The organism is Halorussus salinisoli (assembly GCA_005239435.1).
Taxonomy (GTDB): Archaea; Halobacteriota; Halobacteria; order Halobacteriales; family Haladaptataceae; genus Halorussus; species Halorussus salinisoli.
The window spans coordinates 395,289-417,661 of record ML241305.1; the positions used below are offsets into that span (position 1 = coordinate 395,289).

General features: G+C 65.6%; 23 protein-coding genes. 12 read left to right on the top strand and 11 right to left on the bottom strand.

Going from position 1 to position 22,373, the window contains the following annotated elements; genetic code table 11:
• The first annotated feature begins 241 nt into the window (after positions 1-241).
• From E2484_RS02050 to E2484_RS02060, 4 genes are all read left to right on the top strand, one after another.
• The gene (locus E2484_RS02050; RefSeq protein ID WP_321111567.1) at positions 242-1,294 is read left to right on the top strand and encodes a CPBP family intramembrane glutamic endopeptidase; all 1,053 of its coding nucleotides are present in this window, start codon (positions 242-244) and stop codon (positions 1,292-1,294) included.
• A gap of 47 nt (positions 1,295-1,341) precedes the next feature.
• Positions 1,342-1,512 (top strand): hypothetical protein, encoded by a 171-nt coding sequence (locus tag E2484_RS24655; protein WP_170977206.1) that lies wholly within the window; start codon positions 1,342-1,344, stop codon positions 1,510-1,512.
• Complete coding sequence (locus E2484_RS02055; protein ID WP_137283559.1) at positions 1,509-2,192, top strand: hypothetical protein; 684 nt, start codon at positions 1,509-1,511, stop codon at positions 2,190-2,192. The genes E2484_RS24655 and E2484_RS02055 overlap by 4 nt, the downstream gene beginning before the upstream one ends.
• Before the next feature lie 71 nt (positions 2,193-2,263).
• Positions 2,264-4,279 carry an AMP-binding protein gene (locus E2484_RS02060; protein WP_137283560.1) on the top strand — a complete coding sequence of 672 codons (2,016 nt, stop codon included), beginning with the start codon at positions 2,264-2,266 and terminating at the stop codon, positions 4,277-4,279.
• A gap of 13 nt (positions 4,280-4,292) precedes the next feature.
• Here E2484_RS02060 and E2484_RS02065 read toward each other — a convergent pair whose 3' ends face one another.
• From E2484_RS02065 to lonB, 5 genes are all read right to left on the bottom strand, one after another.
• Positions 4,293-4,703, bottom strand: coding sequence for a hypothetical protein (locus tag E2484_RS02065; RefSeq protein WP_137283561.1), 411 nt, complete (start codon positions 4,701-4,703; stop codon positions 4,293-4,295).
• Between the two features lie 43 nt (positions 4,704-4,746).
• The gene (locus E2484_RS02070) at positions 4,747-5,526 is read right to left on the bottom strand and encodes an aldo/keto reductase (RefSeq protein ID WP_137283562.1); all 780 of its coding nucleotides are present in this window, start codon (positions 5,524-5,526) and stop codon (positions 4,747-4,749) included.
• A 24-nt stretch (positions 5,527-5,550) separates the two neighbouring features.
• Positions 5,551-6,285 (bottom strand): AMP-binding protein, encoded by a 735-nt coding sequence (locus tag E2484_RS02075; RefSeq protein ID WP_137283563.1) that lies wholly within the window; start codon positions 6,283-6,285, stop codon positions 5,551-5,553.
• 250 nt (positions 6,286-6,535) lie between these two features.
• Entirely contained in the window at positions 6,536-6,727 is a 192-nt protein-coding gene (locus tag E2484_RS02080; protein WP_137283564.1) for a hypothetical protein, read from the bottom strand.
• A 98-nt stretch (positions 6,728-6,825) separates the two neighbouring features.
• A complete protein-coding gene (lonB, locus tag E2484_RS02085; RefSeq protein WP_137283565.1) occupies positions 6,826-8,838 on the bottom strand; it encodes an ATP-dependent protease LonB in 2,013 nt (670 codons plus the stop codon).
• Positions 8,839-9,008: 170 nt separating this feature from the next.
• Here lonB and E2484_RS02090 point away from each other — a divergent pair, with 170 nt between their 5' ends.
• On the top strand, positions 9,009-9,527 hold the full coding sequence (locus tag E2484_RS02090; protein WP_137283566.1) for a nicotinamide-nucleotide adenylyltransferase: 519 nt from the start codon (positions 9,009-9,011) through the stop codon (positions 9,525-9,527).
• A gap of 33 nt (positions 9,528-9,560) precedes the next feature.
• Here the strand turns inward: E2484_RS02090 and E2484_RS02095 are convergent, their stop codons facing one another.
• Positions 9,561-10,115, bottom strand: coding sequence for a GNAT family N-acetyltransferase (locus tag E2484_RS02095; RefSeq protein ID WP_137283567.1), 555 nt, complete (start codon positions 10,113-10,115; stop codon positions 9,561-9,563).
• Positions 10,116-10,274: 159 nt separating this feature from the next.
• Between E2484_RS02095 and E2484_RS02100 the strand changes: the two genes are divergently transcribed.
• Positions 10,275-11,036 (top strand): SAM hydrolase/SAM-dependent halogenase family protein, encoded by a 762-nt coding sequence (locus E2484_RS02100; RefSeq protein WP_137283568.1) that lies wholly within the window; start codon positions 10,275-10,277, stop codon positions 11,034-11,036.
• 62 nt (positions 11,037-11,098) lie between these two features.
• Here the strand turns inward: E2484_RS02100 and E2484_RS02105 are convergent, their stop codons facing one another.
• The 3 genes from E2484_RS02105 to pyrF are packed head-to-tail and all read right to left on the bottom strand — an operon-like array spanning position 11,099 to position 12,686.
• Positions 11,099-11,518 carry a GNAT family N-acetyltransferase gene (locus E2484_RS02105; protein ID WP_137283569.1) on the bottom strand — a complete coding sequence of 140 codons (420 nt, stop codon included), beginning with the start codon at positions 11,516-11,518 and terminating at the stop codon, positions 11,099-11,101.
• A 57-nt stretch (positions 11,519-11,575) separates the two neighbouring features.
• Entirely contained in the window at positions 11,576-11,845 is a 270-nt protein-coding gene (locus E2484_RS02110; protein WP_137283570.1) for a DUF7520 family protein, read from the bottom strand.
• 31 nt (positions 11,846-11,876) lie between these two features.
• Complete coding sequence (gene pyrF, locus E2484_RS02115) at positions 11,877-12,686, bottom strand: orotidine-5'-phosphate decarboxylase (protein WP_137283571.1); 810 nt, start codon at positions 12,684-12,686, stop codon at positions 11,877-11,879.
• 440 nt (positions 12,687-13,126) lie between these two features.
• Here pyrF and E2484_RS02120 point away from each other — a divergent pair, with 440 nt between their 5' ends.
• Together E2484_RS02120 and E2484_RS02125 are read left to right on the top strand one after the other, a co-directional pair.
• The gene (locus E2484_RS02120) at positions 13,127-13,921 is read left to right on the top strand and encodes a GHMP family kinase ATP-binding protein (RefSeq protein WP_137283572.1); all 795 of its coding nucleotides are present in this window, start codon (positions 13,127-13,129) and stop codon (positions 13,919-13,921) included.
• 196 nt (positions 13,922-14,117) lie between these two features.
• Positions 14,118-15,200 carry an SDR family oxidoreductase gene (locus E2484_RS02125; RefSeq protein WP_137283573.1) on the top strand — a complete coding sequence of 361 codons (1,083 nt, stop codon included), beginning with the start codon at positions 14,118-14,120 and terminating at the stop codon, positions 15,198-15,200.
• A gap of 33 nt (positions 15,201-15,233) precedes the next feature.
• On the opposite strand, the gene thsA is transcribed toward E2484_RS02125, so the two are convergent.
• Positions 15,234-16,796 carry a thermosome subunit alpha gene (gene thsA / locus E2484_RS02130; protein ID WP_137284041.1) on the bottom strand — a complete coding sequence of 521 codons (1,563 nt, stop codon included), beginning with the start codon at positions 16,794-16,796 and terminating at the stop codon, positions 15,234-15,236.
• A gap of 335 nt (positions 16,797-17,131) precedes the next feature.
• On the opposite strand from thsA, the gene katG reads away from it, so the two are divergent.
• The 3 genes from katG to E2484_RS02145 all read left to right on the top strand — a co-directional run bounded on the left by katG (position 17,132) and on the right by E2484_RS02145 (position 21,144).
• On the top strand, positions 17,132-19,270 hold the full coding sequence (katG, locus tag E2484_RS02135) for a catalase/peroxidase HPI (RefSeq protein WP_137283574.1): 2,139 nt from the start codon (positions 17,132-17,134) through the stop codon (positions 19,268-19,270).
• Between the two features lie 489 nt (positions 19,271-19,759).
• Complete coding sequence (locus E2484_RS02140; RefSeq protein ID WP_137283575.1) at positions 19,760-20,584, top strand: amidohydrolase family protein; 825 nt, start codon at positions 19,760-19,762, stop codon at positions 20,582-20,584.
• 119 nt (positions 20,585-20,703) lie between these two features.
• Entirely contained in the window at positions 20,704-21,144 is a 441-nt protein-coding gene (locus E2484_RS02145; protein ID WP_137283576.1) for a DUF7344 domain-containing protein, read from the top strand.
• On the opposite strand, the gene E2484_RS02150 is transcribed toward E2484_RS02145, so the two are convergent.
• The gene (locus tag E2484_RS02150) at positions 21,141-21,533 is read right to left on the bottom strand and encodes a DUF7344 domain-containing protein (protein ID WP_137283577.1); all 393 of its coding nucleotides are present in this window, start codon (positions 21,531-21,533) and stop codon (positions 21,141-21,143) included. The two genes, E2484_RS02145 and E2484_RS02150, sit on opposite strands and share 4 nt — an antisense overlap.
• 152 nt (positions 21,534-21,685) lie before the next feature.
• Here E2484_RS02150 and E2484_RS02155 point away from each other — a divergent pair, with 152 nt between their 5' ends.
• Complete coding sequence (locus tag E2484_RS02155; RefSeq protein WP_137283578.1) at positions 21,686-22,372, top strand: helix-turn-helix domain-containing protein; 687 nt, start codon at positions 21,686-21,688, stop codon at positions 22,370-22,372.
• The last annotated feature ends 1 nt before the right edge of the window (position 22,373 follow it).

A 22,373-nucleotide genomic window follows, 5' to 3' on the forward strand; every position in this document is an offset into this window, starting at 1 on the left:
CCCTTTTGTTTTACATTCCCTTTCCGTTTTGGCGGCCCCCCGGGGGGGGGGGGGGCCCCGCGCCCCCACGACCGCACTTTCGGGGCCACCGGTCGGTTCCGACCAGCGCGAAGGTTTACGAACGAAGGCGGGACCAACTCGGGGTATGCCACCGACCGAACCTCCCGGCCCGACTGCCGCGCCCTCGCGGAGTCCCGCACGGACCACCGATTTTTGTCCCCGCCGTCCGTAGCCTCCACCGATGCCGCCAGCGCCGCAGTACCCGTCGTTCGCCGCCGTCACCATGTTCGTCCTCGGACTGCTCATCGTCCTCGCGCGGGCCTCCCAGGCGATGTTCGAGGATTCCGAGGAGAGCGACGAGCGGGCCGACGCCGAGTCGGAGTCCCGGGTCCCCGCGACCGGCGCGGCCCGAATCGAGCGACACGCCGAGACCGGCCGGACGCGGGCCGAGCGAATCGAACGCGAGATACTCGACGGCGACGAGGCCGACGCCGACCCGTGGAGCGACGAGGCCGGCGACTCGTCGCCGTGGGGCGACGACGAGGCCGAGACCGACGCCCGGCGAGCGCGCGAGCGAGCGAGCGACGAGAGCGGGCGGGCGACGGACGAACGCGGGCGCGAGCAGGAGCAGGTAGCGGAAGGGCGTGACCGACCGACGGGTGAGCGCGAGCAGCCGACCCGCGAGCAGAACCTCGACTTCTCGACCGGGGCCTTGCTGACGAACGTCGCGCTGAGTCAGGGCGTCTTCGGCGCGGTCATCGTGGCCGCGGCGTGGCTCGCAGCGGTGCCGCTCGGCGCGCTCGGCGTCGAAGTCGGCAATCCGTGGAACGTCGGCCTCCCCGCGGTCGGAGTCGGGGTCGGCGTCGGCGTCGCGCTCTATCTCGCCAACGAACTCTCCGCGAAAGCCGCCGACACCGCGGACGTCGATTACTCCGAGGACCTCCGGGAGGCGCTCGCTCCCGACACGCTCCGAGGGTGGGCGATTTTGCTCGCGGTCGTCCTTCCCGTCATCGCCGGGTTCGAGGAGTTGCTGTTCCGGGCGGCGCTCGTCGGCGCGTTCTCGGCGGGGTTCGGTCTCTCACCGTGGCTGCTCGCGGTCTTCTCGACCGTCGCGTTCGCCATCGGCCACGGCGCACAGGGGCCCGGCGGAGTCGCCGTCACCGGTCTCCTCGGGTTCGCGCTGGCGGTCGCGTTCGTCCTCTCGGGGAGTCTGCTGGTCGTGGTGGTCGCCCACTACGTCGTCAACGCGCTGGAGTTCGTGGTCCACGAGGGGTTGGACATCGAGTGGGTCTGAAAAGAGAGCGTTTTTATTCTTTATATGTAACGACAGCTATAGATACTATGGCCGAGAACTCGACCGAGGGCGAGGAAACCGACGCCCTCTTTGGGTTCGTCGTGGGCCTGTACGCGGCCGCACTCGTGGCTCCCGCAATCGCCATCGCTGTCGCGCTCGGCGCGACGACCGACCACGGCGTGCTGTTCTTCACCTGCTCGGGACCACCGTCGTCGTGACCGGCGGCGTCGGTTGGGTCGCTCGTTGGGAGAGGCTGGCGGTCCGCCTCGGGAGTTCGCGGTGGGTATGGGCCGCCATGGGTCTCCCGTTTCTCTACTTCGCGGGCCTGTTCGGCGCTGGCGTCGTTCGCGGCGAAGACCCACCGGGCGTGGTCGCTGGTCTCGCAATCGTCGGGGCGCTCGCCGGATTTCTCACGAGCATCGGTTTCGTCGCCGCGTCCCACAACCGACACACGAAGGCGATGACAGCAGACGCCGAGGAACTCGTTCGCTTCACCGCCCCAGCACCGAACCGCGACCGGCGGGTCGTCGAGAGAGTCGTAGCCGGACTGTTCGTCGCAGGAGCTCTCGGATTCGCCGTGGGGGCCGCCATCGGTTTCGACCCGCTCCGGTGGCTGTTCCAGATGCTCGTCCCGATGGCCCCGGGCCTGTGGGGTTCGACTACCGACCGAAACGTCGTGGTTAGCGATGCCGGAGTAGTCACGGGCAATCCCGCCTACAAGCGATTCAGGCCGTGGTCGGCCTTCGAGAGCTACGACGTGACCGACGACGCCATCGTGGTGCGACGTGCGGGGTGGTCGGCGTGGGGCTTGCGGGACCTTCGCCGGGACCCCGAGGCGGTCGACGATTCGGAGGAGGTGGCCGCGGCGCTCGGGAAGTTCTTCCCGCTGCGAGCGTAGTCGCCGGACCGTGCGACGAGGAAGCAAATTACTTGTCGCACCCCCGCAACGTTTGCCACACGGAGCACACCATGGATACACTCGAAGACGTAGACGAGGTCGTCCACGAACCCAGCGACGAGTTCGTGGAGTCGACCAACGTCTACCAGTTCATGCAGGAGTACGACATCGAGGACTACGACGAACTCGTCGAGCGAACTACCTCGGAGGTGCCGGGAGTCGAGGCGTCCGGCGTCGACTGGTTCTGGGACGAGATGGTCGACTACCTCGGCATCGACTTCTACGAGGACTACGACACGGTCCGCGACGACACCGAGGGGCCGCAGTTCTCGGAGTGGTACGCGGGCGGCGAACTCAACATCGCCCACAACGTGGTGGACCGCCACGCCGCGCCCGACAACGAGACCCGCAACAAGGTCGCCTGCATCTGGGAAGGCGAAGACGGCGAGGTCCGAGAGATAACCTACCACGAACTCGCCCGCCAGTCGAACAGGGTCGCCAACGCCCTCGAAGAGCGCGGCGTCGAGGCGGGTGATTCCGTGGGACTCTACATGCCGATGGTGCCGGAGGTCATCTCCATACTCTACGGCGCGTTCAAGGTCGGCGCCATCGCCGTCCCCATCTTCTCCGGGTTCGGCGTCGACGCCACCGCGACCCGCATCGAGGACCCCGAGTGCGAGGTGCTGTTCACGGCGGACGGCTTCTACCGACGGGGAAGCGAGGTGACGCTGAAGGGCACCGCCGACGAGGCGATCGAGCAGGCGGGCCACGTCGAGCACACCATCGTCTACGACCGATTCGGAAGTAGCGAGGGTGACGGCGACATCGAGATTCCGTGGCACGACGAGCGTGACGAGTGGTGGTCCGAGGCGGTCGAGACCCAGTCGGACGACTACGACACCGAATCGATGGACTCGAACGACGAGTCGATGCTGCTGTACTCGTCGGGGACCACCGGCAAGCCCAAGGGCATCGTCCACACCCACGCCGGCGCGCTGATGCAGGCCGCCAAGGAGATCTACTTCGGCTTCGACCACAAGCCCGAAGACCGGTTCTTCTGGGTCAGCGACATCGGGTGGATGATGGGTCCGTGGACGCTCATCGGCAACCACGCGCTCGGTGGCACCGTCTTCATGTACGAGGGCGCGCCCGACCACCCCGAACCCGACCGCTTCTGGGAGATGATAGACCGCCACGGCATCTCGACGTTCGGCATCTCGCCGACCGCGATTCGCGCCCTTCGCAAGTACGGCGACGAGTGGCTGGAAGGCCACGACCTCTCGACGCTCCGCCTGCTCGGTTCGACCGGCGAACCGTGGGACCCCGAATCGTGGATGTGGTTCTACGAGAACGTCGGCGGGAGTGAGGCACCGATCATCAACATCTCCGGCGGCACCGAAATCATGGGCTGTTTCCTGATGCCGATGCCTATCCAGTCGCTCAAGCCCTGTACCCTCGGCGGGCCGGGCCTCGGCATGGACATCGACATCGTGAACTCGCAGGGCGAGTCCATCGCCGACACCCACGAACGCGGCTTCCTCGTGGCCCGCGACTCGTGTCCCTCGATGACCAAGAGCCTCTGGTCGGGCGACGAGCGCTACCTCGACGAGTACTGGTCGTCATTCGAGGACCCGCCGCTGTGGGACCACGGCGACTGGGCCCAGAAGGACGAAGACGGCTTCTGGTTCCTCCACGGCCGGGCCGACGACGCCATCAACGTGGCGGGCCGGAAAGTCGGTCCCGCCGAGGTCGAGGGCGCGCTCATCGACCACGAGGCGGTGAATCAGGCCGCCGCGGTCGGCGTCCCGGACGATACCACTGGGCAGGCCGTCGTCACCTACGTCATCCTCGAAGACGGCTTCGACGCGAGCGACGACCTCCGCGAGGACCTCCGCGAGCAGGTCGGCGACGAACTCGGCAAACCGTTCCGCCCCCGCGAGGTCCTGTTCGTCTCGGAGTTCCCCAAGACCCAGAGCGGGAAGATCATCCGACGGGCCATCGAGGCGACCTACACCGGCGAGGACCTGGGCGACATGTCCTCCATCGAGAACCCCGAGGCGCTGGACGAACTCGAAGACGCCCGGTAGCACGCAGACCGCCTCAGGCACATCCCGTTCCCACTTCGATCGTCGCGCTCGACTCGACCCGAACCTCCGTCGTACACAGGTCGTCCGGTCCCTCTATATCGAACGACTCCGACTCCCGGCCGTCCACCGCGACGAGGAGTCGGTACTCCCTGTCGTAGGCCGTCGTTCCGTCGAACGAGACCCGTTCACCGGGGGAGAGGGTGACGGTCCCCTCGAAGGTCGTCGCCGAGTCGTTCGCGGCGACGACCTCGACCCGGACGGTGTGGTTCGCGTCGTCGTGGTTCGAGACGTGGAGGTCGTCCATCGGCGGCGGGGCCCGACCGAGACCGAGGAATCCGAACGCCACGACCGCCCCGACGACCGCGAGGATTGCGAAGACCGAGAGCCAGACCGCCAGTCCCTTCCGGAACGTCGAGTCGGTCATTTCGTTCGGGTCGTCGGTCGGACAGGGTAAGTGTTCCGTCGAATCACTCGAACAGTTTCTTCTCGCGGTCTATCGACTCGATTGCGGTCACGTCCTCGGCGTCGAGTTCGAGTTCCAGCGCGGCGAGATTCTCCCGGAGGTGGTCGTCGCTGGTCGACCGCGGGATCGGGACGACGTTCTCCTTCCCCGCGAGCCACGCCAGACTGACCTGTGCGGGCGTCGCGTCGTGCTTCTCGGCGACCGTCCGTATCTCGGGGAGGTCGAACACCTCGCCCTGCGCGAGCGGGGAGTACGCCACGAGCGCGTAGTCGTGACGCCGGGCGTCCGCGAGGAGGTCGTCCTGCTGGTAGAGCGGGTGCATCTCCACCTGGTTCGCCACGAGCGGCGCGTCGAGGATCTCGCGGGTCTCGGCGACCTGTTCGGCGTCGAAGTTGCTCACGCCCACGGCGCGGACTCGACCCTCGTCGCGGAGTCGGTCGAACGCGGCCAGGGTCTCCTCGGGGTCGTAGGTGTCGATGGGTCGGTGGACGTAAAGCAAATCGACGTATCCGACGCCGAGTCGGTCGAGGCTCTCGCGCGTACTGGCGAGTACGTCGTCGTGCGCGAGGCTGTCGGCCCACACTTTCGTCGCCAGCGAGAGGTCCGCGCGTTCGACGGACGCGCGCTCGACTCCGCGCCCTACGACCGCCTCGTTCTCGTATATCTGGGCGGTGTCGAGGTGTCGATACCCCGCTTCGATGGCCGACGCGACGGTCTCGGCGTCGTCGATGCCCATCGTTCCGAGCCCGATTTTCGGCTCCAGTCGTCGCAGTTCGTCGCTCATACCGTCTCGTTCGCGCCGGGGCAGTTAGTCTAACCGAACGTCGGTCGGTCGCAGGACCCTCCGTTCCGGCGCGTCACCCGTCGCGACCGCGAAGTCGCCGGTCGAGTCGTCGTCGGGGAGCAGAACCGCCGCACCCGCCAGCAGCGGCGCGACCACGCCCGCGACGACAGTGCCCGGGTCCGCGAGCGAGGCCCGGACCGCCACCTCGTCGCCGGGTTCGAGACCCCACTCGTCTGCCGCCTCGCGCGCCGCCGCGAGGAGGTCGGCGTGCGAGAACTCGCGCCGGTCGTCGGACCCCGCGACCAGCGCGACGGTTTCGGGGTCGAGTGGCGTCTCGGGAAACGCCGGGTTCTCGCTCCACACGTCGCGCTCGAAGTGCGCGACTGCGGGGTCGTCGGGCGGACCACCGTAACCGACTCGCTGGGTCCCCGGCGAAACCTCGTAGTCGCCGATTTCGTCGTGGGGAGCGACCACGACCTGCGCCGAGGAGTGCGTCGACGAGCCGGTGGTGAGGCCGAACCGAGTGGTGGCCCCGAGCAGGACCGCCCCGAAAAAGGAGAAGACGGCTTCGGGTTCGGGGTCGTCGGCGACTGCGACCGTGGTCTCGTCGTGAACTCCCAACCGCCGCCAGAAGTTGCCGGTCTTCCACGCCGTGTTGCAGAATCGGCGGTAGTCGTAGCTCCGGTTCTCGCTCGGCGCGACGAGGGCGGGGTCGTCGCTTCGCCTGTCGCGTGTCACGAGGTCGCCGAGTACGTCCATGGTCGCGGATTCGGTGCGCGTCGGAAAAGTCGCGTCGGTTCGCCGGTTAGAGGCGTATTTTCGATGGTCACGACAACATCTACGATTGTTAAATGACTATTTCGTTGTCTGTAGTCGAGAGCGAAAATCGGTCGAGACGGTCGATTCGAGACACCTGCAAGTGTTCTACGCGGGAAGTGGCCGAACTATCGACGAGAAGGAAGTCGCGTTCCGCAACCAGGACCGACGACGAGAAGACTGACCGCGACGCTTACTCCGCCGGAACTTCGTCCTCGAACTCGATTTCGGCGCCGTCGGTCCCGCTCGACAGCCACGTACTCACGGCCACCGACCCGCCGGTCAGCAGACCGATTTTCGTCCCCTTTCCGCCGACCGCGCGGACGGCTAGCGTTGCGACCACGAACGCGACGACACCGCTCAGGAGGCTCTTTTTGAGTCCCATGTCTACGAGCACGATAGGTCGATTGAAATAGGTGTCTATCGTTTTCGGTCGTCGGGAACGCGACTCTCGAATCGAGAGCGGAAAGAAAACGGTCCGAGTTACTGCGGACTCGGACTGCCGGTGCCCGACCGGCCGACCTGCCGTTCGAGCGCCGACCCGGTGATGTTCTTCAGACGGTCCACGAGGCTGTCCTTCTCGGCTTCGCCTTCGAGGGCGACTTCCAGCACTTCGCTGATGTGGGAGACGGGGATGATTTCGATCTGCTCCTCGTACTCCGCTTCGATCATCACGTCGTCCTCGTTGGCGGCCGGGATGATGACGCGGTCCAGTCCCGCCTTCGCAGCGGCCTCTATCTTGTGGGTGACGCCGCCGACCGGCAGCACGTCGCCGCGGACCGACAGCGAACCGGTCATGGCGAGGTCCTGCGCGACCGGGATGTCTTCGAGGGCCGAGATGACGGCGGTGGCGACCGTGATGGACGCCGAATCGCCGTCTACACCCTGCTGGCCGGCCTGCACGAACTGGATGTGAACGTCTCGCTCGGTGATGTCCTCGTCGCTGAACTTCTTGATGATGGCCGAGACGTTCTGGACCGCCTCCATGGCCATCTCCTTGAGTTGGCCGGTGGCGATGACTTCGCCCGGCCCCTGCGAGGGCGTCACTTCGGCCATCACGGGCAGGACGATACCGGAGTCCTCGCCCATGACCGCCAGGCCGTTGACGCGGCCGACGACCTCGCCCTGATTGACGGTGAGTTCGTAGTCCTTGCGGCGCTCGATGTAGTCGTCGGCGACCTGCTGTTCGATGGAGCGACTCCGGCGCTTGGCCTGAAGCACGTCCTCGCGCTCGGTCTGGTCCTTGTTCGCGGCGCGAGCGATGTCGCCCGCCACGCGAACGAGTCCGCCGAGGTCACGAAGCTTGAGCGTCAGGTGGTCCTTGCGACCCGACCGACGCTGGGCTTCGAGGATAATCTCTTCGACCGCCTCCTCGTTGAAGTGGGGCAGGCGACCGTCTTTCTCGACCTCCTGGGCGATGAACCGAGTGTACTTCCGGCGCATCTCCGGGGTGTCGTCGATGGTGTCGTCCATGTACACCTCGTACCCGTACCCCTTGATGCGCGAGCGCAGGGCGGGGTGCATGTTCTCCATCGCGTCCATGTTCCCCGCGGCGATCATGATGAAGTCGCAGGGGACGGGTTCGGTCTGGACCATCGCGCCCGAAGAGCGCTCGGACTGGCCCGTGATGGAGAACTCGCCCTCCTGAATCGCGGTCATCAGCTTCTGCTGGGACCGGATGTCGAGGGTGTTTATCTCGTCCACGAACAGTACGCCCTTGTTGGCCTTGTGGATGGCCCCCGGTTCCACGCGGTCGTGGCTCGGGGTCTCCATCCCACCCGACTGGAAGGGGTCGTGGCGAACGTCGCCCAGCAGGGCACCGGCGTGGGCACCGGTGGCGTCCTCGAAGGGCGCGGTGGTCTGGTCGGCGTGGTTGACCAGCAGGTTCGGAATCATCGCGTCGTTGCCCCGCGACCCGTAGCGGAAGGCGAGGTAGATGACGCCAGCCGCGAGGATACCGAGTAGCGGCCGAGTAGCGATGAGAAGCGAATACCCCACCACGATAGCGATGATGACCCACATCAGGAACGACCGCATCTGGTTTCGCTTGCGGGCCTCCTCCTTGTGGGCCTCGATTATCTGCTCGCCCTTCCCCGCGGGGACGGTCCGAACCTTGGGTTCGTTACCGTCGTCGGGGTTGTGGTAGACGAGTACGTCCTGTAGGTCCTCTTTCGGCAGGAGTTCGCTCATCGCCTTCGCCAGCATCGACTTGCCCGTCCCGGGCGTGCCGATCATCATGACGTGGCGGCGCTGCTTGGCCGCCTTCTGGACGACGTCGCGGGCGTGGTCCTGACCGATGACCTGGTCCACCAGCCGGTCGGGAATCTCGATCTCGTCGGTGGTCTCGATCTCCAGTCCGCCGAGCAGATCAGATTCGACTGCCTCGTCGTCCTCGACGTCGGGTTCGACGTCGCTGCCGAGGTCCTCGAATCCCGAGCTATCTTGCTCGGTCGTCTGCTCCGGCGGCGGAGCGTCGTTATCGGTGTCCTTACTCATAGAACTGTCCTGTACGTACCTGAATTGAGGGCTGGAGAATTGATATACTTTCTCCCTCGATTCGCCAGCAGTGGCTACGTCGAACTAGGCCGGAGAGCGGTCGAAATCGGCGTTCGGGCCGAAAGCGACGTCTCGCCACCCTTATAAAACCTCACGTCACAACAGTAGGTATGACTCGCGGGTTCTACATCGGTCGGTTCCAACCCTATCATAACGGCCACCACAACGTGGTCCAGAGCATCGCCGAGGAGGTAGACGAGTTGGTCCTCGGCATCGGGAGTGCGGGCGACTCTCACACTCAGCACGACCCCTTCACGGCGGGCGAGCGCATCATGATGATAACCAAGTCGCTGGTCGATTCGGACCTCGTGACTTACGCGGTCCCCATCGAGGACCTGGACCGCAACTCGGTCTGGGTGAGCCACGTCCAGAGCATGAGTCCGGACTTCGACGTGGCCTACTCGAACAACCCCCTCGTCATCCAACTCTTCAGCGAGGCGGGCGTCGAGGTGCGCCAGTCCCCGATGTACAACCGCGAAGTGCTGGAGGGAACCGAGGTCCGCGACCGCATGATCGAGGGCGACGACTGGGAGAAACTGGTCCCCGACGCGGTCGTCGAAGTCGTCGAGGAGACCGGCGGTTTGGAGCGGATTCAGCGCGTGAGCGACTCGGACAGCAACGGCGAGTGAGTCCCGGACGCGTTCGATACCCGAGAGTGACGCTCAGTCTCGCTTACGCCACTCTCGACGGAGGAGTCCGTACTGGACCATGTCGCGGTGTTCGCCGTCGATAAACATGAACTTGCGGCGGCGTCCCTCCTCGGCGAATCCGAGCGATTCGAGCAAGCCGCGGGAAGCGTCGTTGAAATCGTAAGCCTCCGCACCCACGGCGGGAGTGTCGTACGCCCGGAAGGCGTAATCGACGACCATGGAGATGGCCTCTCTGCCGTAGCCTCGACCGTGGACCTCCGGAACGAGCCAGTAGGTGATTTCTGGTCGTTTCCAGTCGGCGTCCTCCACCGCCGCGGCACCAATTCGTCTCACGTCGCCTTCGTCCGGTTGGCCGGGACCGGCCTCGTCCTCGTCGAGACAGACGAGGAACCGGTCCGACGTATCGCCTTCGAGGTGTTCCTCACACTGTTCTCGGCTCATCAGCGGATTGCCCACCGGATAGCGGAGTTCGGGGTTCGCGCCCGCGCGTTGGACGAACGGCACGTCCTCCGATTCGACCGTCCGTAGCGTGACTCGCTCACCACTCTGTATGCGTGCTCCAGGCACGAGTTCAGTGTCGGCGAGACACCCAATATGCTTTCTGTAACCGGCCGGAACGAGAGTGGAAACGGCGTGCAGAGGAGGGTGTACCGTCGTCGTTCGAAGGCCCGTCACGGTCGACTCGAAAGTGCCGACCTTTTAGAACTCGCCGACCAACGTTCGACGATGATAACACTCGCCTCGGACTTCGGCACACCCTACCCGGCCGCGATGAAGGGCGTCGTGCTACAGCGAACCGACGCCAGACTGGAGGACGTGGCCCACGACTTCCCCCGGCAGGACGTGCGAACTGCGGCGTTCTGGCTCCGAGAGGTCCTGCCGTACTTCCCGCCCGCGGTCCACCTCGTCGTCGTGGACCCCGGCGTCGGCACCGACCGGGCCGCCCTCGCGGTCCGGGCGGGCGACCACGCGCTCGTGGGGCCGGACAACGGCGTCTTGCTTCCGGCGGCCCGCGAGTTGGCGGCCCGAGGCGACGCGACCGAAATCGAGGTCTTCGAGGTCGAGTACGCCGACCCCGCGAGTTCCACGTTCCACGGCCGGGACGTGTTCGCGCCCGCCGCGGCCGAAATCCACGAGGAAGGCGTGGAGGACTTCCACGAGCGCGACGACGTGACCCCCGTCGAGGAGTTCGAGGACCTCCGATTCCCCGAGCCGAAACTCGAAGACGACGTTGCGGTCGGCGAAATTCTCGTGGTGGACGGGTTCGGCAACGCCGTGACCAACCTGCCCGGCGAACTGCTCGATGGCCGCGAGACGGTCAGCGTCGGCGGCGAATCTGCACCGGTCGCGCGGGCCTACGCCGAGGTCGGACCGGGCGAGCGACTCGTCACGGTCGGGAGCCACGGCAACGTGGAGTTGGCGGTCAACCGCGGCCGCGGTGACGAGGCCTTCGGCGTCTCGGTCGGCGACGAGATTCGAATCGAGTGAGAGAACTCGGCGGTCGGTCGCCTCTCGCGCTGGTCTCGTCGGGTCCGGGCGTGCTCGGCCGTTCAGAGTTCCGTCTCCACGACGTGCCCCCATCGCTCCATCCCCTCGGTCTCGTAGAAGCCGAGCGCGTCGTCGTTGCCCTCACGAACCGCCAGCGCGACGTACTCGCAGTCGCGGTCCGCTGCCCACGACTCCACGAATTCGAGCAGTTCCGCGCCGAACCCCTCGCCGCGGTGGTCCTCGTCGACGACGAAGTCGTGAATCCACGCGTGGCGGGCGTGGTGGAGGACGCGCTGGACCGAGATTCCGGCGACGGCGACCAGTTGCCCGTCAGCGAGCAGTCCGAATAGCCGATACCCGTCTTCGTCGGCCCACGAGCGGACGAACTCCTCGTCGGCGTCGGTCCAGAGCTGGCGTAGAATCGGCAGCGCGGCGGTCCACTCGGCCTCCGTCTCCAGTTCCTCGACGCGGCTCTCGGGCATACTGGAGGTCTCGGAAAGCGGCCGGAAGGATTTTTCGCCGACGAGGCCGTCCAGCGACTACGCTCGTTCGCCGGCGTCGTCGTACCGGGACGCGACGCTGACGAGACCGAAGAGGAGCGCCAGCACGCCCGCGGTCACGACCATCCCGAACGCCGCCATCGAGACCGGCGTCATCTGGAAGGAGACGACCCCGAGCAGGTCCATCGCTACCGCTCGCTCCTGTCCGGACGCACCCACGACGGCACCGAGACCGCCCGCCACGAGGACGACTATCACGGCGACGGCGGCGAAGATGGGTCGGCTGGATATGGTCGCGTCAGTGGTCACGGCCGACGGTTAGCGCTCGTTTCGATTAGGACTATCGATACCGATTCAGTCGTTCTTTCAGGTCGCGGGCGGCCGAGGCGGCCGCCTCGTCGAAGGGTTCGTCGGCGTCCTCTCCCGCGAAGATGATGCCGCGGGTAGAGTTGACCAGTCCCGCGCCGTTCTCGGCGGTGGCGTAGGTCGCGGCGGCCTCGGCGTCGCCGCCCTGCGCGCCCACGCCGGGGACGAGGAACGGGAGGTCGGGCACGCGCTCGCGGACCGTCCGGAGTTCGTCGGGCGTGGTCGCGCCCACGACCAGACCGACGTTTTCGTTTCCGGTCGCGCTCCACTCGCTGGCGAGGTCGGCCACGCGCTCGTAGACGAGGTCGCCGTCGGCGAGTTCGAGTTCCTGCACGTCCGCGCCGCCGGGGTTCGAGGTCCGACAGAGGAGGAAACACCCCGCGTCCTCGCGGTCGAGGAACGGCGCGAGCGAGTCCCGGCCGAGGAACGGGTTGAGCGTGATGGCGTCAACCGAGTCGAGGACCGCCGCGTACTGGCGGGAGGTGTTGCCGATGTCGGCGCGCTTGGCGTCGAGCAGGACGGGGACGCCAGCGTCGCGGGCGTGTTCGACCGTCTTCTCCAGCGCGCGCCAACCGTCGGGGTCCTCGTAGAACGCGGCGTTGGGCTTGAAGACGGCGGCGTGTTCGCGGGTCGCGTCGATGATTCGGCGGTTGAACTCCCAGCGCGGCAGGTCGGCGTCCCGGACCTCGGCGGGCAGGCGGTCGGTGTCGGGGTCGAGTCCGACCGAGACGATGCTGTCTATCTCGTCGATTCGGTCGGCGAGTCGCTCGAAGAACGTCGTCATTGGTCCGGGGTTCCGGGGGCGTGGATACAAAGGCGTCGAATCTCACGCGACTCCGCGATAGAAACATAACTATACAATCTTTAAAGAAATATCTAAACGTGTTTGGGGCGTCTAAATGTGTCTACTATGTCCGAATACGTCTATTACGTCTACGTGCGTCTATTACGCCCACTTGCGGTGGGCGCGCGCGAGCAACGTGCGCGAGTGAGGGAGGAGGCGGGGGAGGCGTGAGGCCCGCGGTTGCCGTGCTGTGCGGTCGCGGTGCAGTTGCGGTACTCGTCGGCTCAGGTGGTAGCTAGCGAACTCCGTCCGTCCGGCCTATGGCGAACTCCACGTCACAACTCGACTCTACCGACCCGACGCGAACCCTCCTCGTTCGACGGTAAGAGTTCGACCGGTCGTCCCGAGGGTTCAAAAGGGATTCCGCCCAACCCCCGGTCATGAGAGCCTTCGCTCCGGGGAGCGTCACCGCCGTCTTCGCGCCGGGCGAGACGTCCGACCAATCGAAGGGCGCGAGCGTGGCCATCGCCGACGGCGTGATTGCGGACGTAACGCCCGCCGACGGCCGAGACGCCGACGAACCGGCCGTAACCGTCGAGGGCGACCCCACCGACTTCGAACCCGTGGAACTGGCCCTCCGGAAGTTGGACGTGACCGCCCGCGCGGACCTCACCGCCGAGGTTCCCATCGGGCGCGGGTTCGGCGCGAGCGGGGCCGCGACCCTCGCCACCGCCATCGCCGCGAACGCGGAGTTCGGTCTCGGCCACTCGCGCGAGGAACTCGTGGCGGTCGCCCACCGCGCGGAGGTGGAAGCCGGAACTGGTCTCGGCGACGTGTTCGTCCAGAATCGCGGCGGTCTGGTCGTCGGCGACGGGGGTGAACCCCGGTCGTTCGAGCGCGACGCGCCGATAGAGTACGTCAGTTTCGGCCCCATCGCCACCGAGGAGGCGCTGGCCGACGACGACCTGATGGCCACCATCGCGCGGGAGGGGACGGCCGCCCTCGACGCGCTCCCCGACGACCCCTCGCTGGCCGACCTGACCGGCGAAGCGTGGGCGTTCGCCGAGGCTATCGACCTGCCGACCGACGAGGTACGAGAGGCGGTCGAGGCGGTCGAATCGGCTGGGGGGACCGCCAGCATGGCGATGGTCGGCGAGACCGTGTTCGCGGTCGGCGTCGAGGGCGTCCTTCCGAATCGGACCGAGGTGTGTCCGGACGGCGCGGAACTCCGGTGAGCGATGGCGATGCGATTTCGCCGATAGGTAGCCACCGAGATTAAGGCCGTCGTCGCTCTCGTATGAATCCGTAGTACGTAATCGGGGGAGAACGTACGATGGACCAGACAACGTTCACTACCAGTTCGGTAGTACGGTCGCAACCGAACCGCTCGTCAGGCACCGACTCACCCGCTCGAATCGAGGACGGCAGGACATGAACGCGGACCTGAAACCCCTCGAGGAGCAGGTGGTAGTCATCACGGGCGCGTCGTCCGGCATCGGACTGGCGACGGCGCGGATGGCCACCGAACGCGGGGCGCGAGTGGTACTCGCGGCCCGGAGCGAGGACGCGTTACGGGAGTTGACCGAGGAGATAACGCAGTCCGGTGGGGAGGCGACGTACGTCGTCGCCGACGTGAGCGACCGCGACGACGTGCGGGAAATCGCGCGGACGGCACGGGACGCCTACGGGGGCTTCGACACGTGGGTCAACAACGCGGGTGCGTTCCTCTACGGCAAACTGGAGGACACCCCGATAGAGGACATGCGCGAGCAGTTCGACACCAACGTCTGGGGGTTGCTGTACGGGTCGCTGGAAGCCACCGACTACCTGAAAGACCACGGCGGTGCGATAATCAACGTCGGTAGCCTCGCGTCCGACCGCGCCGTTCCACTCCAGGGTAGTTACTCGGCCTCGAAGCACGCCGTGAAGGGCTTCACCGACACCCTGCGCATGGAACTGGACCGAGAGGGCGCGCCCGTGTCCGTGACGCTCGTCAAACCGGCGTCCATCGACACGCCGTATCCGAAACACGCGAAGAATCACATGGACGAGGAGGCGACGCTCCCACCGCCCATCTACTCGCCGGAGACGGTGGCGAGAGCCATCCTGCACGCCGCGGAACACCCCCAGCGCGACGTGTTCGTCGGCGGTGGTGCAAAGGGAATGTCCGCGCTCGGTTACTACGCGTCGAGCCTCGCGGACACAATCATGGAGAAGGCGTTCGTCCCGATGCAAAAGAAGGACCGTCCGCGCTCGAACGGGCAGAACAACATCGACGGGCCGACCGGAGACCTCGAAGAGCGCGGTGACTTCGACCGACACGTCTCCGAGACGAGCGCCTACACCGAGGCCTCGCAACGCCGGTCGCTGACCAGTGTCGCAGTCGCCGGTCTCGGGATGCTCGGCCTGGCGCTGTATGCTCGTTACAGGACGAGACGCGGCGAAGACGAAGCGGACGAGCGAGAGTCCGAGCGGAGGCGGACCGTTAGTTCGGTTCCGCCGTCGTCCCGATAGGAACCGCCGCCAAAGAAGAGCGGAACTCGAAAGCTACTCCGCCGCGATAACGTCGTCGATGCGGACGATCATCGTCGCGGCCTCGGTCGCGGACTCGACCGCCTCGCGCTTGACAGCGGTGGGGTCGAGGATGCCCGCTTCCACGGGGTCGCCGACTTCGCCGTCTTCGCCCTCGGCGATGATTCCGGCGCGGCCCTCGTTCGCCTCGTTTTCGGCGCGGAGATCTACCAGACCGTCTATCGGGTCCATCCCGGTGTTCTCCGCGAGCGTCCGGGGAAGCACGTCCATCGCGTCGGCGAAGGCTTCGACCGCGAGTTGCTGGCGGCCCTCGACGCCCGCGGCCTCCTCACGGACGTGGTCGGCGACGACGATTTCGGTCGCGCCTGCCCCGGCCACCACGCCGCCGGTGTCGAGCGCCGCCGTAACCACGTCGAGCGCGTCCGAGAGCGCGCGTTCGAGTTCGTCCACGACGTGTTCGGTGCCGCCGCGGACGAGCATCGTGACCGCTTCGGCGGCCGCTCCGCCCTCCACGAACGCGAGGTCCTCGTCGCCGAAGGACCGGACCCGCACCGTCTCGGCGTTCCCGAGGTCGGCGTCCTCGACGTCGGCGACCTTCGAGGTGCGACTCGCACCGGTCGCGGAGGCGATGGCGCGGGCCTCGTCGTCGTCCACGCTCTCGAACGCGAGGATGCCCGCGTTGGCGAGGTAGGCCGCAACTCTGTCCTCGATGGAGTCGGTCGAGAAGACGGCATCGACGCCCGCAGACGAGAGCGCGTCGGCGTACTCCCGGAGTTCGCGGTCCTCGGCGTCCATCGCCGCGGTCAACTGGTCGACGCTCTCGACGCTGTACTCGGCGTCGACTTCGGCCGAGCGCACGCCGAACTCCTCGTCCACGACCGCGATGGTGGCGTCTTCGATTTCTCGCGGCATGTTGGTGTGGACCGCTTCGGCGTCGCTGATGACGCCCGCCACGAGTTCGGTCGCCGACGAGGACCCACCGGTCTGGGTGTGGACCCGCACGTTGTCCCGGACGACGCCCTCCTCGCCTTCGACGTGGCGGACCGCCCGGACCACATTGTCGGCCAGCGTCTCGGTCGTGACGTCGCCTGTCCCCTTGCCGGTCATGCTGGACTCGGCGACGTGCTTCAGGAGGTCGTCGTCGAGTTCCTCGTCGAGGACGAGCGAGTCGATGGCTTCGAGGGCGATGTCGCGCGCTCGTCCGTAGCCTTCCACGATGGTCGTCGGATGCACGTCGTCGTCCAGCAGATTCTCGGCCTTCGAGAGCAGTTCGCCCGCGAGCACCGCCGCCGTGGTCGTGCCGTCGCCCACTTCGTCCTCCTGGGCCTCGGCGACCTCGACTATCATCTGGGCCGCGGGGTGTTCGATGTCCATCGTTTCGAGGATGGTCGCGCCGTCGTTGGTGATGGTCACGTCACCCGTGTCCGTCACCAGCATCTTGTCCATCCCGCGAGGCCCGAGCGTCGTGCGTACGGCCTCGCTGACCGCCTTCCCGGCCGAGATGTTCGACCGTTGGGCGTCTTCGCCGTGCGTTCGCTCCGTGTCCTCCGCGAGGATGAACATCGGTCGGCCTCCCATGCGTCGCTGTCCGGATGCTGATTCTGCCATGGTTACTCCCCATACAAAAGATGTTTAAACTTCTATATAAACTTTACCCGCGTTTCGTGCCAAGTGTTGTCGAGGATACAGGCTGCGAAAGTGTAAGACGCCATTGGTGGCACTACCTCCGGGCGAATTTCCACTTCCACAAAAAATATTGCTCTTTTAGAAAACTAAGGCCGTCTAATACCACCTACTTTTTTGTAATAGCGGTTCCCGTCTCCGAACGAGTGAGCTAAACGAATGTCAGAATATAATCGCAATCACGGCGTGGACGATATGCAGAACGACGATAGCTTGGAGGGTACTCGATAATGAGAGGTTCTAACAAAGACTGGTGGCCGAATCAACTGAGCTTGGATATCCTCGACCAGAACGCTCGCGAAGTCGGTCCGATGGGCGAGGAGTTCGACTACGCCGAGGAGTTCGAGAAACTCGACCTCGAAGAGGTGAAAGCGGACATCGAAGAGGTCATGACCACGTCGCAGGACTGGTGGCCCGCCGACTACGGCCACTACGGGCCGCTCTTCATCCGGATGGCGTGGCACAGCGCAGGCACGTACCGCACCAGCGACGGCCGCGGCGGCGCGTCCGAGGGTACGCAACGCTTCGCGCCGCTCAACAGTTGGCCCGACAACGCGAACCTCGACAAAGCGCGCCGACTGCTCTGGCCGGTCAAGCAGAAGTACGGCCGCAAGCTCTCGTGGGCGGACCTGATGATTCTGGCCGGGAACGTCGCTATAGAGTCGATGGGAGCCAAGACGTTCGGCTTCGCTGGCGGGCGCGAGGACGCCTTCGAACCCGACGAGTCCGCCTACTGGGGGCCCGAGGACGAGATGGAAGCGTCCGAGCGCTTCGACGACGACGGGAAACTCCACGAGGGGCTCGGTGCCACCGTGATGGGCCTCATCTACGTGAATCCGGAAGGCCCGGACGGGAACCCGGACCCGCTCGCGTCGGCGGAGAACATCCGAGAGTCGTTCGGCCGCATGGCGATGAACGACGAGGAGACGGTCGCGCTCATCGCCGGGGGACACACCTTCGGGAAGGTCCACGGTGCTGACTCCGGTGACAACCTCGGCCCCGAGCCCGAAGCGGCCCCCATCGAGCAGCAGGGTCTCGGCTGGGAGAACGAATACGGCTCCGGCAAGGGCTCCGACACCATCACCAGTGGCATAGAAGGCCCCTGGACCCAGGCGCCTACCCAGTGGGACACGGGCTACATCGACAACCTGCTCGACTACGAGTGGGCGGCCCAGAAGGGACCCGGCGGCGCTTGGCAGTGGACGCCGGTCGGCGAGGAGCTACACGACACCGTCCCGGACGCCCACGACCCGTCTGAGAAGCAGACCCCGATGATGCTCACGACGGACATCGCCCTGAAGCGCGACCCCGACTACCGGGAGATCGTCGAGCGGTTCCAGGACAACCCGATGGAGTTCGGGATCAACTTCGCGAAGGCCTGGTACAAGCTGACCCACCGCGACATGGGACCGCCGGAGCGGTTCCTCGGGCCGGAGGTCCCCGACGAGGAGATGCTGTGGCAGGACCCGCTCCCCGACGCCGACTACGACCCGATCGGGGACGAAGAGGCCGCCGAACTCAAAGAGGAGATTCTCGATTCGGACCTCTCCGTCTCCCAACTCGTCAAGACCGCCTGGGCGGCGGCATCGACGTACCGCGACAGCGACAAGCGCGGTGGCGTGAACGGGGCCCGTGTTCGCCTCGAACCGCAGAAGAACTGGGAAGTGAACGAGCCAGAGCAACTGGCGACCGTGCTGGAGACCCTGGAAGGGATTCAGGCGGACTTCAACGGCTCGCAGTCCGACGGGACGAAGGTCTCGCTCGCCGACCTGATCGTCCTGGGCGGTAACGCGGCCGTCGAGCAGGCGGCGGCGGACGCCGGGTACGACGTGGAGGTCCCGTTCGAACCAGGCCGCGTGGACGCCTCGCAGGAGCAGACCGACGTCGAGTCGTTCGAGGCGCTCAAGCCGAAGGCGGACGGATTCCGGAACTACATCGAGAGCGGGGTCGACCACCCGGCCGAGGAGTTGCTGGTCGACAAGGCGGAACTGCTGAACCTGACCGCTCCCGAGATGACGGTTCTGGTCGGCGGCATGCGCGCGCTGAACGCGAACTACCAGAACTCCGACCTCGGCGTCTTCACCGACCGGCCGGAGACGCTGACCAACGATTTCTTCGTGAACCTGCTCGGCATGGACACGAAGTGGGAACCGGTCTCGGAGTCCCGAGAGGTGTTCGAGGTCCGCGACCGTGAGACGGACGAACTCAAGTGGAAGGGGTCGCGCGTGGACCTCATCTTCGGCTCGCACTCCCGACTCCGAGCCCTCGCGGAAGTCTACGCCGCGGACGACGGGGAAGAGAAGTTCGTGCGTGACTTCGTGGACGCGTGGGCCAAAGTGATGAGTCTCGACCGCTTCGACCTCGAATAATCGACTTCGCGTTCGGTAGACGTATTTTGATTTCTTTCGGAATTGTTCTGTTGTCTTTGGATATTATATAGGAAGCTCTGGTGAGTAGGAATAGCAGAATCGAGAATATCTACTGAAACCCCTCCTGTGCCGGATGGTCAGACGAGCGTACGCTGGCGGTTGGTCGAGGGAATTGCTTGAAATGGCGCATCCGTCGGCCGGTTTCGGCCGGTGAATCACGTACTGCCCTGGCGGACTGAAAGGGCGAGCGCGGTTCGCGGGCCGCAGGCCCGTGGTCATCTCCGGCGGGCCACTATTCGGTGCGCGCAGGTCTGCGCGCACCGAATATCCCGCGGAGTGACCGCGAACCGTGCGAGGGCTTTCGAGGTTACAATCAATATTCCGGCAGTTGATTCCAAGGCGACCACAACTACCGTTTCGACAGTTCGTCCGAGTAGTACGAGCGAGCAACCGACAATAAAAAATAGGGTAGTTCCGAAGCCACCCACGATGCTGGAGTTGGAGCATCGCTTTCGGGTAGTGGACGTACACGCCAGGCTCAACGCCGACGCCGGAGGTGTCCAGACCCGCGGGCGGGCCATCAGTCCGGACAGGTTAGAACGGGAGATGCATCAAGCCGGAGTCGTGCGCTCGGTCGTCTTCCCCGGCGCGCGCGACGGCGGGAGTTACGTGAGCGCGAACAACGCCGTCGCCCGCCGGAGCGTGGACCGGCCGTTCCTCACGTTCGCTCGCATCAACGGGCCGCGAGACCCCGGCGAACGGGCTTCCTCGCGCCTCCGGAATCTGGCCGCGCGCCGGAAGGACCACCACACCTCGCCGGAGGACGTAGAGCAGTACGCGTACGACGACCGGTTCCACGGGTTCAAGCTCAATCCCGCCGAAGACGGGCTACCCGACGACGAGACGCTCGACCGGTTGGAGGACGTGGAGTTGCCCGTCCTCGTCCACGCCGGCGAGGAGTTCTCACCCGCCGCGGCAGAAGACACCCTGCTCTCGCGGTCGTTTCCCGTCGTTCTGGCACACTTCGGCGGCCACCCGCTAAATCGGGAACTGATGACCGACGCCGTGGACCTGCTCGAGCGCAACGACGACTGTTACCTCGACACCAGTTACGTCCGCTACCGAGACCTGCTGGAGCGAGCGGTGATGGAGCATCCCGACCGCGTGCTGTTCGGTAGCGGAGCCCCGAGTTCCCACCCGAACGTCGCGGTGATGGAGATACTGACGCTCGACGTGCCAGAGGACGCGATGCGGAAAGTCTTCGACAAGAATGCTCGGCGACTCCTCGGCGACTCGCTCCCGGGCGATTTCTGAGCCTCCCGGAGTTGCTCGCAGGGGCCTGCTCGCACTGTTCGGACGAACGCGACGCTCCGCACTCGCCGGGCAAACGCCTTAGTTGGTGGCTCTCGATTTGTCCTTCGAGGTAGGAGCGGATGTCTGACAACGGCGGGAACGAGAGAGACTCCGACGACAGTGACGACTCCGCCACCAGCGACGACCGCGCCGCGGGCGGCAGGCCAGAGGCGTCGAGCGACCAACTACCGGCAACTGGCGTTTCGCTCTCGCTAGACGCGACGCTCGAACTGCTCGCGCACTACGATCGACGAGCCATCCTGGGTTATCTGAGAGACACCTCCGACGACACCGCGACCATCGACGAACTCGTGGACCACCTCGTCGCGAAAAAGACCGAACAGACCGGCGAGCAACCAGGCCGAGACCACGTTCTGTCGACGCTCCACCACGTCCACGTCCCGAAACTGGCTGACGCGGGCGTCATCGACTACGACGCCCGGAACAAGGAAATTCGGTACTGGGGAAGCGACCGACTCGAAGAGTGGTACGACCGAATCCGGAACCAGAAGGACGGCTAGTCCGGGGCGTTCCCCGCGACGGCGTCCGGACCGTCGTATCCCGAGAACGGCAGTTGCTCGCCGTCGGTTTCCTGTCGAGCGGTGAGGGTGAGAAACGGTTCGAGCGCCTCGACGCCGTCGTCGAGTGACACCGCGACTTCGGGGTCGTCGTACTCCACTACGTCGGAGTCGGCGAGTTTGGGGAGATGCGTGTGTACGAGCGAGGCCATCGCTCGCTTCCGGTCGGTAGCGATCTCCGCGGAGACGACCGCGTCGGCGAGTTCGCCGAGACTCGCCGGACCGTCTTCTTGGAGGGTGTAGACTACACAGCGGCGATACGCGCTACCGAGCAGGTCGCACGAGCGGTCGATTTGCTCGTGGTCGGTCCACCTATCGTATCCACCTACCATCGCCTTCGTGTACCGCCACGACCCACTTAAGGGATAGTCTCGTTCCCATCCGTTTCATGGATACGCTAGATGACCATTGTGTCCGTTTTGATTCGTTGAATAAGGCGTCGAACTGACGGCATACTTAAACCATTGGATGGGGTATTGAAACTATGACGCTGATTGCGGACTACTATCTGGAGACTCCCATCCTCCGGACCGCCCTGCGAGCGGCCCCCGAGATGAGTGTCGCCATCGAACAGCAGACCTCGCGGGAGACGAAGCCGTTCGCCCTGGCCTTCTGGGCGACGGACGGCGACTTCGAGGCGTTCGAGACGGGACTGGCCGACGACCCGACAGTCGACGACGTGATGGTCCTCGCAGAACTGAAAGACCAGCGACTGTATCAGGTCGAACTGACCGACGACGCCGACGAACACATGACCTACCACTCGTGGGCGGACCTCGGGGCCGTGTTCATCTCGTCGGAGCGCGTCGGCGACGGTTGGAACACCCGCATTCGGTTTCCCGACCGGGAGAGCCTTCAGCAGTACGTCGAGTTCTGCGAGCGACACGGACTGACGTTCGACCTCCAGAAACTCTACGCCGCCGACGACTACGACGGCGGGGATTCACTCGGCCTGACCGAATGCCAATACGAGGCGCTTCGGACCGCGACCGAGCGGGGCTACTTCGAGGTCCCCCGACGGGTCGAACTGGAGGACCTCGCCGACGCGCTGGACATCTCTCGGCAGGCGGTCTCCGAGCGACTCCGGCGAGCGACCGAAACACTGGTTCGCGCGACTATCTACCGCGACTCCGAGAAACCGGACCGCGAGAAGTCCGAAAAAGACGGGTGAA

Excerpts from the sequence above, each read along its gene's own strand:
- E2484_RS02050 (WP_321111567.1), top strand. The coding sequence starts at position 242 with ATGCCGCCAGCGCCGCAGTACCCGTCGTTCGCCGCCGTCACCATGTTC.
- E2484_RS24655 (WP_170977206.1), top strand. The coding sequence starts at position 1,342 with ATGGCCGAGAACTCGACCGAGGGCGAGGAAACCGACGCCCTCTTTGGG.
- E2484_RS02060 (WP_137283560.1), top strand. The coding sequence starts at position 2,264 with ATGGATACACTCGAAGACGTAGACGAGGTCGTCCACGAACCCAGCGAC.
- E2484_RS02065 (WP_137283561.1), bottom strand. The coding sequence starts at position 4,703 with ATGACCGACTCGACGTTCCGGAAGGGACTGGCGGTCTGGCTCTCGGTC.
- E2484_RS02070 (WP_137283562.1), bottom strand. The coding sequence starts at position 5,526 with ATGAGCGACGAACTGCGACGACTGGAGCCGAAAATCGGGCTCGGAACG.
- E2484_RS02075 (WP_137283563.1), bottom strand. The coding sequence starts at position 6,285 with ATGGACGTACTCGGCGACCTCGTGACACGCGACAGGCGAAGCGACGAC.
- E2484_RS02080 (WP_137283564.1), bottom strand. The coding sequence starts at position 6,727 with ATGGGACTCAAAAAGAGCCTCCTGAGCGGTGTCGTCGCGTTCGTGGTC.
- lonB (WP_137283565.1), bottom strand. The coding sequence starts at position 8,838 with ATGAGTAAGGACACCGATAACGACGCTCCGCCGCCGGAGCAGACGACC.
- E2484_RS02090 (WP_137283566.1), top strand. The coding sequence starts at position 9,009 with ATGACTCGCGGGTTCTACATCGGTCGGTTCCAACCCTATCATAACGGC.
- E2484_RS02100 (WP_137283568.1), top strand. The coding sequence starts at position 10,275 with ATGATAACACTCGCCTCGGACTTCGGCACACCCTACCCGGCCGCGATG.
- E2484_RS02105 (WP_137283569.1), bottom strand. The coding sequence starts at position 11,518 with ATGCCCGAGAGCCGCGTCGAGGAACTGGAGACGGAGGCCGAGTGGACC.
- pyrF (WP_137283571.1), bottom strand. The coding sequence starts at position 12,686 with ATGACGACGTTCTTCGAGCGACTCGCCGACCGAATCGACGAGATAGAC.
- E2484_RS02120 (WP_137283572.1), top strand. The coding sequence starts at position 13,127 with ATGAGAGCCTTCGCTCCGGGGAGCGTCACCGCCGTCTTCGCGCCGGGC.
- E2484_RS02125 (WP_137283573.1), top strand. The coding sequence starts at position 14,118 with ATGAACGCGGACCTGAAACCCCTCGAGGAGCAGGTGGTAGTCATCACG.
- thsA (WP_137284041.1), bottom strand. The coding sequence starts at position 16,796 with ATGGGAGGCCGACCGATGTTCATCCTCGCGGAGGACACGGAGCGAACG.
- katG (WP_137283574.1), top strand. The coding sequence starts at position 17,132 with ATGAGAGGTTCTAACAAAGACTGGTGGCCGAATCAACTGAGCTTGGAT.
- E2484_RS02140 (WP_137283575.1), top strand. The coding sequence starts at position 19,760 with ATGCTGGAGTTGGAGCATCGCTTTCGGGTAGTGGACGTACACGCCAGG.
- E2484_RS02145 (WP_137283576.1), top strand. The coding sequence starts at position 20,704 with ATGTCTGACAACGGCGGGAACGAGAGAGACTCCGACGACAGTGACGAC.
- E2484_RS02150 (WP_137283577.1), bottom strand. The coding sequence starts at position 21,533 with ATGGTAGGTGGATACGATAGGTGGACCGACCACGAGCAAATCGACCGC.
- E2484_RS02155 (WP_137283578.1), top strand. The coding sequence starts at position 21,686 with ATGACGCTGATTGCGGACTACTATCTGGAGACTCCCATCCTCCGGACC.